This window comes from Pseudomonas sp. GW822-FHT02G04, from assembly GCF_058802085.1.
Window position 1 is genome coordinate 72,366 of record NZ_JBXANU010000006.1, and the last position, 14,513, is coordinate 86,878.

15 protein-coding genes are annotated in these 14,513 nt (G+C 59.2%); 4 read left to right on the forward strand and 11 right to left on the reverse strand.

Annotated elements, in window-relative coordinates; all coding sequences use genetic code 11:
- Positions 1 to 33: 33 nt before the first annotated feature.
- Positions 34 to 591 carry a GspH/FimT family pseudopilin gene (locus AC1RO5_RS10455; protein WP_493174967.1) on the forward strand — a complete coding sequence of 186 codons (558 nt, stop codon included), beginning with the start codon at positions 34 to 36 and terminating at the stop codon, positions 589 to 591.
- Here the strand turns inward: AC1RO5_RS10455 and ispH are convergent.
- The 6 genes from ispH to murJ form a co-directional block, all read right to left on the reverse strand.
- Positions 560 to 1,507: a 4-hydroxy-3-methylbut-2-enyl diphosphate reductase gene (gene ispH, locus AC1RO5_RS10460; protein WP_493174823.1), complete on the reverse strand. Its 948-nt coding sequence runs from the start codon at positions 1,505 to 1,507 to the stop codon at positions 560 to 562. The two genes, AC1RO5_RS10455 and ispH, sit on opposite strands and share 32 nt — an antisense overlap.
- 149 nt (positions 1,508 to 1,656) lie before the next feature.
- Positions 1,657 to 2,094 (reverse strand): FKBP-type peptidyl-prolyl cis-trans isomerase, encoded by a 438-nt coding sequence (fkpB, locus tag AC1RO5_RS10465; protein ID WP_177318289.1) that lies wholly within the window; start codon positions 2,092 to 2,094, stop codon positions 1,657 to 1,659.
- Positions 2,095 to 2,101: 7 nt separating this feature from the next.
- Positions 2,102 to 2,614 carry a signal peptidase II gene (lspA, locus tag AC1RO5_RS10470; protein WP_007938422.1) on the reverse strand — a complete coding sequence of 171 codons (513 nt, stop codon included), beginning with the start codon at positions 2,612 to 2,614 and terminating at the stop codon, positions 2,102 to 2,104.
- Positions 2,607 to 5,438 carry an isoleucine--tRNA ligase gene (gene ileS, locus AC1RO5_RS10475; protein WP_493174824.1) on the reverse strand — a complete coding sequence of 944 codons (2,832 nt, stop codon included), beginning with the start codon at positions 5,436 to 5,438 and terminating at the stop codon, positions 2,607 to 2,609. Before ileS ends, lspA begins: the two co-directional genes overlap by 8 nt.
- Positions 5,439 to 6,389: a bifunctional riboflavin kinase/FAD synthetase gene (gene ribF, locus AC1RO5_RS10480; protein ID WP_493174825.1), complete on the reverse strand. Its 951-nt coding sequence runs from the start codon at positions 6,387 to 6,389 to the stop codon at positions 5,439 to 5,441. It lies immediately after the preceding gene.
- A 129-nt stretch (positions 6,390 to 6,518) separates the two neighbouring features.
- Positions 6,519 to 8,057 (reverse strand): murein biosynthesis integral membrane protein MurJ, encoded by a 1,539-nt coding sequence (gene murJ, locus AC1RO5_RS10485; RefSeq protein ID WP_493174826.1) that lies wholly within the window; start codon positions 8,055 to 8,057, stop codon positions 6,519 to 6,521.
- A gap of 387 nt (positions 8,058 to 8,444) precedes the next feature.
- Here murJ and rpsT point away from each other — a divergent pair, with 387 nt between their 5' ends.
- Positions 8,445 to 8,723: a 30S ribosomal protein S20 gene (rpsT, locus tag AC1RO5_RS10490; protein WP_007901883.1), complete on the forward strand. Its 279-nt coding sequence runs from the start codon at positions 8,445 to 8,447 to the stop codon at positions 8,721 to 8,723.
- A gap of 122 nt (positions 8,724 to 8,845) precedes the next feature.
- Here rpsT and AC1RO5_RS10495 read toward each other — a convergent pair whose 3' ends face one another.
- The 5 genes from AC1RO5_RS10495 to rplU form a co-directional block, all read right to left on the reverse strand.
- Entirely contained in the window at positions 8,846 to 9,310 is a 465-nt protein-coding gene (locus tag AC1RO5_RS10495; RefSeq protein ID WP_007938427.1) for a CreA family protein, read from the reverse strand.
- Between the two features lie 12 nt (positions 9,311 to 9,322).
- Positions 9,323 to 10,441, reverse strand: a complete 1,119-nt coding sequence (gene proB, locus AC1RO5_RS10500; RefSeq protein ID WP_493174968.1) for a glutamate 5-kinase — start codon at positions 10,439 to 10,441, stop codon at positions 9,323 to 9,325.
- Between the two features lie 137 nt (positions 10,442 to 10,578).
- Positions 10,579 to 11,802: an Obg family GTPase CgtA gene (gene cgtA, locus AC1RO5_RS10505; RefSeq protein ID WP_018925882.1), complete on the reverse strand. Its 1,224-nt coding sequence runs from the start codon at positions 11,800 to 11,802 to the stop codon at positions 10,579 to 10,581.
- A 195-nt stretch (positions 11,803 to 11,997) separates the two neighbouring features.
- Entirely contained in the window at positions 11,998 to 12,255 is a 258-nt protein-coding gene (rpmA, locus tag AC1RO5_RS10510) for a 50S ribosomal protein L27 (RefSeq protein ID WP_003228360.1), read from the reverse strand.
- Positions 12,256 to 12,288: 33 nt separating this feature from the next.
- On the reverse strand, positions 12,289 to 12,603 hold the full coding sequence (gene rplU / locus AC1RO5_RS10515; protein WP_007901869.1) for a 50S ribosomal protein L21: 315 nt from the start codon (positions 12,601 to 12,603) through the stop codon (positions 12,289 to 12,291).
- 240 nt (positions 12,604 to 12,843) lie between these two features.
- On the opposite strand from rplU, the gene AC1RO5_RS10520 reads away from it, so the two are divergent.
- A complete protein-coding gene (locus AC1RO5_RS10520) occupies positions 12,844 to 13,812 on the forward strand; it encodes a polyprenyl synthetase family protein (protein ID WP_019650960.1) in 969 nt (322 codons plus the stop codon).
- 174 nt (positions 13,813 to 13,986) lie between these two features.
- The gene (locus AC1RO5_RS10525; RefSeq protein WP_007938431.1) at positions 13,987 to 14,328 is read left to right on the forward strand and encodes a zinc ribbon domain-containing protein YjdM; all 342 of its coding nucleotides are present in this window, start codon (positions 13,987 to 13,989) and stop codon (positions 14,326 to 14,328) included.
- Positions 14,329 to 14,513 lie beyond the last annotated feature (185 nt).

Below are 14,513 nucleotides of genomic sequence, written 5' to 3' on the forward strand. Positions count from 1 at the left end.
CGCGGGCCGCAGCACTCCATGGAGGGAGATGACATGCATCAGCAAGGTTTCAGCCTGATCGGACTGCTCATGGGACTGACAATTGTCGGGATTGTTCTGCACCTGGTCAGCCCGGCATTTGCGGCCCTGACAGAATCAAACCATCGGGAGCAAGCGGCCGAGTCGCTGATCAGCGGGATCCGGCACGCCAGAACCCTGGCCATTACCCGCAACCAGAGCGTGGTCATTCATGGCATCAACGGCGATTGGAGCCAGGGCTGGCGGATCATTCTGGACATCAGCGGCAAAGGGCCGGAGGACAGCAGCAATCCGCTGCTGGTCGAGCGCGCGAGTGATGCGCGGACGCCGATTGTCGGCAATTGGTGGGTCAGGCGTTTTGTGCGGTTCAGCAGCCTGGGGGAACCGTTAATGCCCGAGGGGACATTTCAGGCAGGGAGACTGCACATTTGCGAGGCTCGCGAGCCGGTCAGCCGGCTCCAGATTGTGCTGGCACGAAGTGGTCGAGTGCGCCTGGCCAACCATAAGGCTGAGCAGGCGCTGTGTCGAAAGGCGAAAAGTATTACAGCAGCGAGCGCACGCGCAGCTCTTTAGGCATGGAGAAGGTGATGTTCTCCTCGCGACCGGCCAGTTCATCGGCACCGGTGGCACCCCAGGCCTGCAATTGCTGGATCACGCCACGTACCAACACTTCCGGAGCGGAGGCACCGGCCGTAATGCCAATACGCTCGACACCGTCGAACCAGCTCTTTTGCAGGTCTTCGGCACCGTCGATCAGATAGGCCGGGGTGGCCATGCGTTCGGCCAGTTCACGCAGACGATTGGAGTTGGAGCTGTTCGGGCTGCCGACCACCAGCACCACGTCGCACTCGTCCGCCAGTTGCTTGACGGCGTCCTGACGGTTTTGCGTGGCGTAGCAGATGTCGTCCTTGCGCGGACCGCCGATCGCCGGGAAACGTGTACGCAGGGCGTCGATCACGCGACTGGTGTCGTCCATGGACAGGGTGGTCTGGGTAACGAAGGCCAGTCTTTCAGGATTCTTTACCTGCAACGCGGCGACGTCTTTCTCGTCTTCGACCAGATAGATCGCGCCACCATTGCTGCCATCGTACTGGCCCATGGTGCCTTCGACTTCAGGATGGCCAGCATGGCCGATGAGGATGCATTCCCGACCGTCGCGGCTGTAACGCGCGACTTCGATATGCACCTTGGTCACCAGCGGGCAGGTAGCGTCGAACACCTTAAGGCCACGGCCTGTGGCTTCGGTGCGCACGGCCTGGGAAACGCCGTGGGCGCTGAAGATCACGATCACGTCGTCCGGCACCTGATCCAGTTCCTCGACGAAGATCGCCCCACGGGCACGCAGGTCTTCGACGACGAATTTGTTGTGGACCACTTCGTGGCGCACGTAGATCGGTGGCCCGAAGACTTCCAGGGCGCGGTTGACGATTTCGATTGCCCGGTCCACACCGGCGCAGAAGCCACGGGGGTTGGCGAGTTTGATTTGCATGCTGTGCCTCGTGTCTTGCGCGCAAGAAGTTAGATCATTGTAGGAGCAGAGCTTGCTCGCGAAAGCGGTGTGTCAGTCAACATTGATGCTGAATGTGATGACGCCTTCGCGAGCAAGCTCTGCTCCTACAGGTAACCGTATTCGGTCAGTTACAGCGCTTTGACGTTGATGATCTCGACGTCAAAGGTCAAGGTTTTACCGGCGAGCGGGTGGTTGAAGTCGATGGTCACTTGCGCGTCATCGAATTCCTTCACCACGCCTGGCAGCTCGGTATTGGCAGCATCGTTGAAGATCACCAGCAGTCCTGGCGACAGTTCCATGTCCTGGAACTGCGAGCGCGGGATGATCTGCACGTTTTGCGGGTTAGGCTGGCCAAAGGCGTTTTCCGGCTCGATGGACAGGCTGCGCTTGTCGCCGGCCTTGAAGCCGAACAACGCAGCTTCGAAACCTGGCAACAGGTTGCCGTCGCCGACCTTGAAGGTTGCCGGGGCTTTATCGAAGGTGCTGTCGACGGTGTCGCCGTTCTCCAGGCGCAATGCAAAATGCAAGGTGACTTCCGTGTTCTGGCCGATGCGTTGTTCAGCCAATACCTGTTCAGTCATGAACGGTTTCTCCGGTCTTCTTACTTTTGAACATATCCAGCGCGAGCATCACGGCACCGACAGAAATGGCACTGTCAGCAAAGTTGAACGCCGGGAAATACCAGCGGTTCTGCCAATGCACCAGAATGAAATCGATCACATGGCCCAGGGCAATGCGGTCGTACAGATTGCCCAGCGCGCCACCCAGCACCAGGGCCAGCGCAATCGCCAGCCAGGTTTCGTTGCGCCCCAGGCGCTTGAGCCAGATCACCAGCACCGCACTGACCACCACCGCGATCAGGGCGAACAGCCAGCGCTGCCAGCCCGAGCTATCGGCCAGGAAGCTGAACGCCGCGCCAGTGTTGTAGGCCAGGGTCCAGCTGAATAAATCGGGGATCACCACGATTTGCTGGTACATCTCGAGCTTGCCTTCGAAGTAGAACTTGCTGGCCTGGTCAATGACCAGGACCAGCAAACTCAACCAGAGCCAGCTCAGCCGTCCGAAACGGCCAGCCGCATTAGGCATAGTGACGAACCTCGCCCGCGCCGCTGATGTTGTCGACGCAACGACCGCAGATTTCCGGATGCTCCGGGTTCACGCCGACGTCTTCACGGCAGTGCCAGCAACGGGCGCACTTGGCGTGAGCCGACTTGACGATCTTGAGCTTCAGGCCGCTGACTTCGGTGACCACGGCATCGGCCGGTGCCTGCACCAATGGCGCAACACTGGCGGTCGAGGTGATCAGTACGAAGCGCAGTTCGTTGCTCAGCTTGGCCAGGTCGGCGCTCAGCGCGTCTTCGGCGAACAGCGTCACTTCGGCTTGCAGGTTGCCACCGACGGCCTTCGCCGCGCGCTGGATTTCCATTTCCTTGTTGACCGCCACCTTCACCGCCATGATCCGCTCCCAGTAGTCGCGGTCCAGCTCGAAGCCTTCCGGCAATTCGCTCAGGCCTTCGTACCAGGTGTTGAGCATCACAGACTCGTTACGCTCGCCCGGCAGGTACTGCCACAGCTCGTCGGCGGTGAACGCCAGGATCGGCGCGATCCAGCGCACCAGCGCTTCGCTGATGTGGAACAGCGCGGTCTGGCACGAACGACGGGCCTTGCTGTCGGCGCCAGTGGTGTACTGACGGTCCTTGATGATGTCCAGGTAGAAACCGCCCAACTCCTGCACGCAGAAGTTGTGGATCTTGGAGTAAACGTTCCAGAAGCGGTATTCGCCGTAGTGCTCTTGCAGCTCGCGTTGCAGCAACAGGGTGCGGTCCACGGCCCAACGGTCCAGGGCGAGCATTTCTTCGGCCGGCAGGATGTCGGTGGCCGGGTTGAAACCGGTCAGGTTGGAAAGCAGGAAGCGCGCGGTGTTACGGATACGCCGGTAAGCGTCCGCACTGCGTTGCAGGATCTGCTCGGAAACCGCCATTTCACCCGAGTAATCGGTGGAAGCGACCCAAAGACGCATGATGTCGGCGCCCAGGGTGTCGTTGACCTTCTGCGGCGCGATCACGTTGCCCAGGGACTTGGACATTTTGCGACCGGATTCGTCGACGGTGAAACCGTGGGTCAGCAGCTCGCGGTACGGTGCGTGGTCGTCGATGGCGCAACCGGTCAGCAACGACGAGTGGAACCAGCCGCGGTGCTGGTCCGAACCTTCCAGGTACAGGTCGGCGCGTGGGCCGGTCTCGTGACCCATCGGGTGCGAACCGCGCAGGACGTGCCAGTGCGTGGTGCCCGAGTCGAACCAGACGTCCAGGGTGTCGCTGATCTTGTCGTACAGCGGCGCTTCGTCACCGAGCAACTCGGCGGCGTCCATCTTGAACCAGGCTTCGATGCCTTCGACTTCGACGCGCTGGGCGACGATTTCCATCAGTTCGACGGTGCGTGGGTGCAGTTCGCCGCTTTCCTTGTTCAGGAAGAACGGGATCGGCACACCCCAGTTACGCTGACGGGAGATGCACCAGTCCGGACGGTTGGCGATCATCGAGTGCAGACGCGCCTGGCCCCAGGCAGGAACGAATTTGGTGTCTTCGATGGCTTTGATTGCGCGTTTGCGCAGGGTGTCGCCCGCTGCTGGCTCTTTGTCCATGCCGATGAACCACTGCGCGGTGGCGCGGTAGATCAGCGGGGTCTTGTGACGCCAGCAGTGCATGTAGCTGTGTTCGATGGTGGTGGTGTGCAGCAGCGCGCCGACTTCGGTCAGTTTATCGACGATGGCCGGGTTGGCCTTCCAGATGAACTGGCCGCCGAAGAATTCCAGCGATGGCACATACACGCCATTGCTTTGCACCGGATTGATGATGTCATCGTTGACCATGCCGTACTTCTTGCAGGTCACGAAGTCGTCTACGCCGTAGGCTGGCGAGGAGTGAACCACGCCGGTGCCCGCGCCCAGCTCAACGTAGTCGGCCAGGTAAACCGGCGACAGGCGATCGTAGAACGGGTGACGGAAGTTAATCAGTTCCAGCGCTTTACCGGTGGTGGTGGCGATCACCGAACCTTCCAGGCTGTAGCGGGCCAGGCAGGATTCGACCAGTTCTTCAGCCAGTACCAGCAGCTTGTCGCCGACGTCGACCAGGGCGTAGTTGAACTCCGGGTGAACGTTCAGCGCCTGGTTGGCCGGGATGGTCCACGGGGTGGTGGTCCAGATCACGATCGAGGCTGGCTTGGCCAGCGATGGCAGACCGAACGCGGCCGCCAGTTTGGCTTCGTCGGCGATCGGGAACGCCACATCGATGGTCGCGGACTTTTTGTTCTCGTACTCGACTTCCGCTTCAGCCAGGGCCGAACCGCAGTCAAAGCACCAGTTCACAGGCTTCAGGCCCTTGAACACGAAGCCACCCTTGACGATTTCCGCCAGGGCGCGGATTTCACCGGCCTCGTTTTTGAAATCCATGGTCTTGTACGGGTTGGCGAAGTCGCCCAACACGCCCAGACGGATAAATTCGGACTTCTGCCCTTCGATCTGCTCGGTGGCGTAGGCACGGCACAGTTCGCGGGTCTTGTCGGCGCCCAGGTTCTTGCCATGGGTCACTTCGACTTTGTGCTCGATCGGCAGACCGTGGCAGTCCCAGCCCGGAACATAAGGCGCGTCGAAACCCGAGAGGGTTTTCGAGCGGATGATCATGTCCTTGAGAATCTTGTTCAGCGCATGACCGATGTGAATCGTGCCGTTGGCGTACGGAGGACCGTCGTGCAGTACGAACTTCGGACGATCCTTGCCAATCTCGCGCAACTTACCGTACAGGCCAATGCTGTCCCAGCGCTGCAGAATCTGCGGTTCGCGCTGAGGCAGGCCGGCCTTCATTGGGAAGGCGGTGTCCGGAAGGTTTAGCGTGGCTTTATAGTCGGTCATTTAAGGCTCTTCATTAGCGATTGGCGCTAGGTGCGACAGGGCACGGGCGGCGGCGATATCCGCATTGATCGCCGTCTTAAGCGCCTCCAGAGAGGCGAAACGCTGCTCTTCACGCAGCTTGTGGTGGAAAACCACCGTCAAACGCCGGTCATACAGATCGCCGGCAAAATCTAAAAGGTGTACTTCGAGGTGGGCTTTGCCATCCCCTTGGACCGTTGGCCGCACGCCGATATTGGCGACGCCTGGCCAGGTCTTGCCGTCGATGTCGACGTTGACCAGGTAAACCCCGCTCAGCGGCACACGACGACGCTTGAGTTGCACGTTGGCCGTGGGCGTACCCAACTGGCGCGCCAGCTTCTGGCCATGCAGGATCCGACCGGCAATCCGATACGGGCGACCGAGCAGTTGCTCGGCCAAGGCGAAATCGGCAGCGGCCAGGGCATTGCGGACCTGAGTGCTGCTAACACGAATGCCGTCCAGCTCGACGGTCTGCGCCGCTTCGACGGTAAAGCCCTGAAGGACGCCGGCTTGTTGCAGGTAATCGAAATCCCCCAGCCGGTCACAGCCGAAACGGAAATCGTCACCGACTTCCAGATGCTGCACGCCGAGGCCGTCCACCAGAATAGTATCGACGAATTCTCTGGCGCTGAGTTTGCTCAGGCGCTGATTGAAAGCCAGGCACAGCACCCGGTCGACACCTTCTTCGGCCAGCAGCTGCAGTTTGTCCCGCAGGCGAGCCAGACGGGCCGGGGCGGTGTCCGGGGCGAAGAACTCCCGCGGCTGCGGCTCGAAAATCACTACGCAGCTGGGCACGCCCAACTCGAGCGCACGCTCTCGCAGCCGGACCAGGATAGCCTGGTGGCCACGGTGAACACCGTCAAAGTTGCCAATAGTGGCGACACAGCCCCGATGCTGGGGGCGCAGGTTGTGGAGGCCTCGAACCAGCTGCATAACGCGCTTCTTGCTCATAAAGTGGTCGATTATAACCACACCCGGCGGCCGACGACAGGCAACACCGTAACCCAAAGTAATCGAGCCGACAAAACTGCCGGTTCGCCCATGATTATCGAGATAACGTCTTCAGCTCAAGGCCTTGCGATTGAAGTCGCGCAAACGGAAGCCCATCAACAGCAACATGCCGAAATACGCCACGACGCCGGCGATCACCAATGCGCCCAGACGCAGCAGCCGCTCAAGCATAGACCCCTGCCCCCAGGCCGGCATAAAGTGCATCGCGCCCAGCAATACCGCAGACATCACCGCTACCGCCACCAGCAATTTGAGCCCGAACTTCGCCCAGCCCGGTTGCGGCTGATACATCTGCTGCTTGCGCAGTTGATAAAACAGTAAACCGGCGTTGATGCAGGCACCCGCGCTGATGGCCAGGGCCAGGCCGGCGTGAGCCAGCGGACCGATCAGCACCAGGTTGAACAGCTGGGTGACAATCAAGGTGAAAATCGCGATTTTTACCGGGGTGCGGATGTTTTGTTGCGCATAAAAGCCCGGTGCCAGCACTTTAATCACAATAATCCCCAGCAAGCCGACGGAATAAGCGATCAACGCACGCTGGGTCATGGCCGCATCGAAAGCACTGAACTGGCCGTACTGGAACAGCGAAGCCGTCAGCGGCTCAGACAGAATCCCCAGCGCCAGGGCGCACGGCAACACCAGCATGAAGCACAGGCGCAGCCCCCAATCGAGGATCCGCGAGTATTCGTGGCGATCCTGGCTGGCATAGGTCTTGGCCAGCGTCGGCAACAAAATCGTGCCCAGCGCCACACCCAGCACGCCGGATGGCAATTCCATCAGGCGGTCGGCGTAATACATCCAGGACACGGAACCGGCCACCAGGAACGAGGCAAAAATGGTGTTGATGATCAGCGATATCTGGCTCACCGAAACCCCGATGATCGCGGGCAGCATCTGCTTCATGACCCGCCAGACGCCGCTATCGCGCAGGTTCAGGCGCGGCAATACCAACATGCCGATTTTTTTCAGGTGCGGCAGTTGAAACAGCAACTGCGCCAGCCCCCCCACCAGAACAGCCCAGCCCAGCGCCATCACCGGCGGATCGAAATACGGCGTCAGGAATACCGCAAAGATGATCATGCTGACATTGAGCAGGGTCGGCACGAAGGCCGGCACCGAGAAGCGGTTCCAAGTGTTAAGGATCGCCCCGGCCAGCGATGACAGAGAGATCAGCAATATATAAGGGAAAGTGACCCGCAGCAGATCGGTGGTCAGCCGGAATTTTTCCGGAGAATCGACGAAACCCGGTGCAGTGGCCCAGATAACCCAGGGGGCGGCGAGCATGCCCAACGCGGTGACCAGCGCCAGTACCAGTGTCAGCAGGCCCGAGACGTAGGCAATGAAGGTTCGCGTCGCCTCCTCGCCCTTCTGGCTTTTGTATTCGGCAAGAATCGGCACAAAAGCCTGGGAAAATGCTCCTTCGGCGAAGATCCGCCGCAGCAGATTGGGCAGTTTGAAGGCGATAAAGAAGGCGTCGGTCGCCATTCCGGCACCAAATGCACGGGCGATTAGAGTGTCACGAACAAACCCCAACACCCGGGAAAGCATCGTGATAGAGCTGACAGCGGCCAACGATTTGAGCAGATTCATTGAAAGAGTTTGTGCCTGTCGATAAACAGCAGGCGAACAACGCGCCCACTTATGCGATACTCCGCGCCGCAACAGCACAGAGCCAAAGCTCGCGAGTTTACAGGTCGCGCGCCGGAAAGAAATATCCAGCGCACCGTCCCCTTGAAAACGTAGCGAGCGAAGGCAAGATAAGGCGAAAACAGGCGAGATAGCGGAGTTGACTTTAGTCAATGAGCATTTCGAGTCTGCTTTCAACGCTGTATTGCCGAGCGCAGTAGTTTTCATGGGGTCGGAACCGGCCACTTAGCGGAACGTCTCTCCCGCCCTTGACAAGCCATCAACTCATCGGCATGATTCGCGGCCTATTTTGTTTGCTATTTCCTAAAAAGTCTTTCGAGGAGCTCGACGGTGGCCAACACACCTTCCGCCAAAAAACGTGCAAAACAGGCTGAGAAGCGTCGCAGCCACAACGCCAGCCTGCGTTCCATGGTTCGTACCTACATCAAGAATGTAGTTAAAGCCATCGACGCAAAAGACGCTGCTAAAGCTCAAGCTGCTTACGTTCTGGCCGTGCCAGTTATCGACCGTATGGCCGATAAAGGCATCATCCACAAGAACAAAGCTGCTCGCCATAAGAGCCGTCTGAATGGCCACGTCAAGGCCCTGAACGTTGCCGCTGCTGCCTAAGCGACGCGCTCGTTAAAAAACCGACCTCAGGGTCGGTTTTTTATTGCCTGCGATTTATTAAATACAATGCAAAAAAATGTGGGAGCGATCAGGCTCGCTCCCACATTTGGATCTTCGTTATCTTACTGAGCGTGCGTCCACGGCAGAATCGGAATCGCTGTCACCGCATTCTGCGGACTACCCTCGATCAAACGATCGCTGTAGACCAGATACACCAGGGTATTGCGCTTCTTGTCGAGGAATCGCACCACCTGCATAGTCTTGAATACCAGCGAGGTGCGCTCCTTGAACACCTCCTCGCCATCCTTGAGCTCACCCTTGAAGTTGATCGGCCCGACCTGACGGCATGCAATAGACGCCTCAGCGCGATCCTCGGCCAATCCCAGACCACCTTTCACGCCACCCGTCTTGGCGCGCGACAGGTAACAGGTCACGCCCTCCACTTTCGGATCATCAAACGCCTCAACAACAATCCGGTCGTTCGGGCCGACGAATTTGAACACCGTCGACACCTGGCCAATTTCCTCGGCCGAGGCCAGCAGCGGCATCGCCAACAACAAACCCAATAATCCTTTTGCCACACGCATTCAGGTATTCCTTCAGACCAGAATCAGGTTATCGCGGTGAACCAGCTCCGGCTCCGCCATGTAACCCAACAGACCGATAATCGCCTCAGACGACTGACCGATGATTTTTTGTGCTTCCAGAGCGCTGTAGTTAGCCAGGCCACGGGCGATTTCACGACCGTCCGGCGCCACACAGACCACCATTTCGCCGCGACGGAAGCTGCCCTGGACCAGCTTTACACCTACCGGCAGCAAACTTTTATTGCCTTGGGACAGCGCGGTCACCGCACCCGCGTCCAGCACCAGCGTGCCGCGAGTTTGCAGATGCCCGGCCAGCCACTGTTTGCGGGCCGCCAGCATGCCGCGCTCAGGTGACAGCAAGGTGCCGATGCGCTCGCCAGCCTTGAGGCGATCCAGCACTCGCTCGATGCGCCCACCAACAATGATGGTGTGCGCACCGGAGCGTGCCGCCAGACGCGCAGCGCGCAATTTGGTTTGCATGCCGCCACGCCCCAGCGCACCACCAGTGCCACCGGCTACCGCATCGAGCGCCGGATCATCGGCCCGCGCCTCGTAAATCAGCTTGGCGTCGGGATTGTTGCGCGGATCAGCATCGAACATGCCGTCGCGATCAGTGAGGATCACCAGCAAATCGGCTTCGACCAGATTCGCCACCAGCGCCGCCAATGTGTCGTTGTCGCCGAAACGGATTTCGTCAGTGACCACCGTGTCGTTCTCGTTGATCACCGGGATCACCTTGAGCTCGACCAGCGCGCGCAGGGTACTGCGAGCGTTCAGGTAGCGCTTGCGGTCGGACAAGTCGTCGTGAGTCAGGAGAATCTGTGCGGTATGCCGACCATGTTCGGCGAAGCTCGACTCCCAGGCCTGCACCAGCCCCATCTGACCGATGGCGGCAGCCGCCTGCAACTCGTGCATCGCACTGGGTCGCGAGGTCCAGCCCAGACGGCTCATGCCTGCTGCCACCGCCCCGGAGGACACCAGCACCAGCTCAACGCCCGCCTCATGCAGGGCAACCATCTGCTCGACCCAGACACTCATCGCCGCGCGATCCAGGCCCTTGCCGTCCGCCGTCAGCAAAGCGCTGCCGATCTTCACGACCCAACGCTGCGCACCTGTCACCTTGCTCCGCATCATCTTCAACCTTAGCTTGAGGGCAGCGCGACCTGGCACTGCCCGTGACGTTATTCGTGGTTCTTCGTGACCAACAGTCGATTTCCAGATACTAAAACGCCGCTCCAGTGAGCGGCGCTTAAGTTTATCGCAACGAATCAGTCACGCACGTAAATGATTTCCGGACCATCTTCGTCATCCACATCTTCTTCGTCCCAATCGTCGTCACCGATGTCATGGACCGACTTCACGCCGCTGCGGCGCAGAGCACGCTGATCGTCCAGCGCCTGCAGCTGGGCACGAGCTTCATCTTCGATACGCTGATCGAGTTCAGCCAACTCTTCTTTGTAGGCTGGGTCGTTAGCCAAGCGATCGGCGCGATCTTCCAGGTAACGCATGATGTCGTGGCACAGACGCTCGGTACCCTGCTTGGCGATCGCCGAGATCACGTAGACAGGACCGGTCCATTCCAGACGATCAACGATTTCCTTGACGCGAGCATCGTGCTCTTCTTCGAGGATCTGGTCGCACTTGTTCAGCACCAGCCAGCGATCACGCTCAGCCAGGGACGGGCTGAACTTGGTCAGCTCGCTGACGATCACCTCAGCAGCATCCGGCGCACTGGTATCATCCAGCGGCGCCATGTCGACGAGGTGCAGCAGCAAACGCGTACGCGACAAGTGCTTGAGGAAACGAATCCCCAGGCCCGCGCCGTCGGAAGCACCTTCGATCAGGCCCGGAATATCCGCGACCACGAAGCTCTTCCAGCGATCGACACTGACCACACCCAGGTTCGGCACCAACGTGGTGAACGGGTAGTCAGCGACTTTCGGCTTGGCGGCCGACACCGAGCGAATGAAGGTACTCTTACCGGCGTTCGGCAAACCGAGCAGACCGACGTCCGCCAACACCTTCATTTCCAGTTTCAGGTCGCGCTGCTCACCCGGCTTACCCGGCGTGGTCTGGCGCGGCGCGCGGTTGGTACTGGATTTGAAACGAGTGTTGCCCAGACCATGCCAGCCGCCCTGAACCACCATCAGCTTCTGGCCGGCCTTGGTCAGGTCGCCAATGACTTCCTGGGTGGCAGAGTCGATCACTGTGGTACCGACCGGCACCCGCAGGATCAGATCCTCACCTTTTTTGCCGGTGCAGTCGGTGCTGCCACCGTTGGAACCGCGCTCGGCATCGAAGTGCCGGGTGTAACGGTAGTCGACCAGGGTGTTCAGGTTTTCGTCGGCCATCATGTAGATGGAACCGCCATCACCACCGTCGCCGCCGTTCGGGCCGCCGTTTTCAATGAATTTTTCCCGACGGAAACTCATGCAACCGTTGCCACCGTCGCCGGCCTTTACTCGAATCGATACTTCATCAACAAACTTCATAACAAAACGCCTCTCGCCATACGGACGAGCCGAAAAACAACCAAGACATAAGACTCTTGCAAAAATGAGCGCAGCGACCTCAATCAACGACCGCCAATACAGCGCTGGAGCCCATCACAAACAGCTTTGCAAGAGACTCACCCCACAAACGAAAAAGCCCCGTCGCAAGACAGGGCTTTTCCAGCGATCGCGCAATTAAGCTGCGACGACGCTCACGTAACGACGACCGAAGGCGCCTTTTACTTCAAACTTGATCACGCCTTCGATTTTCGCGAAGAGGGTGTGATCTTTACCCATGCCAACGCCGTAGCCAGCGTGGAATTGGGTGCCGCGCTGACGCACGATGATGTTACCGGCCTTGATGACCTGGCCGCCATACATCTTCACGCCAAGGCGTTTGGCTTCTGAGTCGCGACCGTTACGGGTACTACCACCAGCTTTTTTGTGTGCCATGAGTTCAATTCTCCTAGTGAGGAATTAGGCTGATTAAGCCTGAATACCGGTGATTTTGATCTCGGTGTACCACTGGCGGTGGCCCATACGCTTCATGTGGTGCTTACGGCGACGGAACTTGATGATGCGGACTTTATCGTGACGACCTTGGGAGATCACTTCAGCCACAACGGTAGCGCCAGGAACAACTGGAGCGCCGATATTCACGTCGTCGCCATTGGCAACCAACAGAACGCGATCAAAAGTTACGGATTCGCCGGTAGCGATTTCCAGTTTTTCGATCTTCAGGTATTCACCTGGAGCGACTTTGTACTGCTTGCCACCAGTAACGATTACTGCATAAGACATGGTATTTCTCCGATAATCCTGCTCACCCAGCTCTTTATAAGAAGAGGTATTGGCTGGCATGGCTGCATGGGGCTGGAAGGCCCGCTTGCAATTGCGTAAGGCAGGTGCTGCCCAGGAAGTTCAGGGTGCGCGATTGTACGCAAGCTGCTCTGGCGTTGCAAGTGGCCGCCCATCGCGCCTTGACAGGCCCGGACGTGGGTCCTAGCATGCCGCGCAACCCTTCTGGAGCAACTGTCGCTGATGCAACCCCAAGCTTTCTACCGCGCGGTGGCGGACGATTTTAGCGCCGTCGACGGCATCATCAAGAAGCAGCTGACTTCCCGAGTGCCGCTGGTATCGAAAATCGGCGACTACATTACCTCGGCTGGCGGTAAACGCCTGCGTCCCTTGCTCGTACTGCTATGCGGCAAGGCACTGGGCCGCGAAGGCGATGACCTGCGTCTGCTGGCCGCGACCATCGAGTTCCTGCACACCGCCACCCTGCTGCACGACGACGTCGTCGACATGTCCGGCATGCGCCGTGGCCGTTCGACCGCCAACGCCATGTGGGGCAACGCGCCGAGCGTGCTGGTAGGCGACTTCCTGTATTCGCGTTCTTTCGAAATGATGGTCGAACTGGGCTCCATGCCGGTGATGAAGATCCTTTCGCAAGCCACGCGCATCATCGCTGAAGGCGAGGTGCTACAGCTGTCGAAGGTCCGCGACGCCAGCACCACCGAAGAAACCTACATGGAAGTCATTCGCGGCAAAACCGCGATGCTCTTCGAGGCTTCGACCCACAGTGCCGCTGCCCTGGCCGGTGCCTCGCTGGAACAGAGCGAAGCGCTGCGCACCTTCGGCGATCACCTGGGCGTAGCCTTCCAACTGGTCGACGACCTGCTGGACTACCGTGGCGACGCCGAGACCCTGGGCAAGAACGTCGGTGACGATCTGGCCGAGGGCAAGCCGACGCTGCCGCTGATCTACACCATGCGCGAAGGCACTCCGGAGCAGGCCGCACTGGTTCGTCAGGCGATCCAGAAAGGTGGCATCGAAGACCTGGAAAGCATTCGCGAAGCGGTCGAAGCTTCCGGCTCGCTGGATTACACCGCGCAACTGGCCCGCGACTACGTGGCCCGTGCGATCAAGTGCCTCGACGCCCTGCCCGCCAGCGAATACCGCGATGCGCTGGTGGAGCTGAGCGAGTTTGCGGTCGCTCGCACGCACTGATCCGCGGTTGTAGGAGCGAGGCTTGCCCGCGAAGGCGATACGTCAGTCACATTAATCCGGCTGGTAGATCGCATTCGCGGGCAAGCCTCGCTCCTACAAGTCATGTGTCACCCCTCCTCGTATAAACCCTATATAATGTGCGCTTTTTAGCCATCCTGAATCCAAGGAGCTTTAGTGAGCACGTTGCCACCCTGCCCGAAATGCAATTCCGAATACACCTACGAAGACGGCGCACAGCTGATCTGCCCGGAGTGCGCCCATGAGTGGTCCGCCAACGGCGAAGCCGAAGTAGCGTCCGACGATACCGTGAAAAAGGACTCGGTCGGCAACGTCCTGCAGGACGGCGATACCATCACCGTGATCAAGGACCTCAAGGTCAAAGGCACTTCCCTGGTGGTCAAGGTCGGCACCAAGGTCAAGAACATCCGCCTGTGCGATGGCGACCACGACATCGACTGCAAGATCGACGGCATCGGCCCGATGAAACTCAAATCCGAGTTCGTCAGAAAAGTCTGAGCCTTTTGTACTCCATCCCGCGCCTGGCGTGGGATGGAGCTTCGCCCTCCCCCGCGCCACCCAGCATGTCCTCGCAATAGCCAAACGCCAGCCGTTTTGACCTTACGCAATCTTTACCCGCAAAAAAAAGCAAACCGCCAATAGACCCTTGCTATTTGACGAATAAGAATTATTCTCATTGAAAC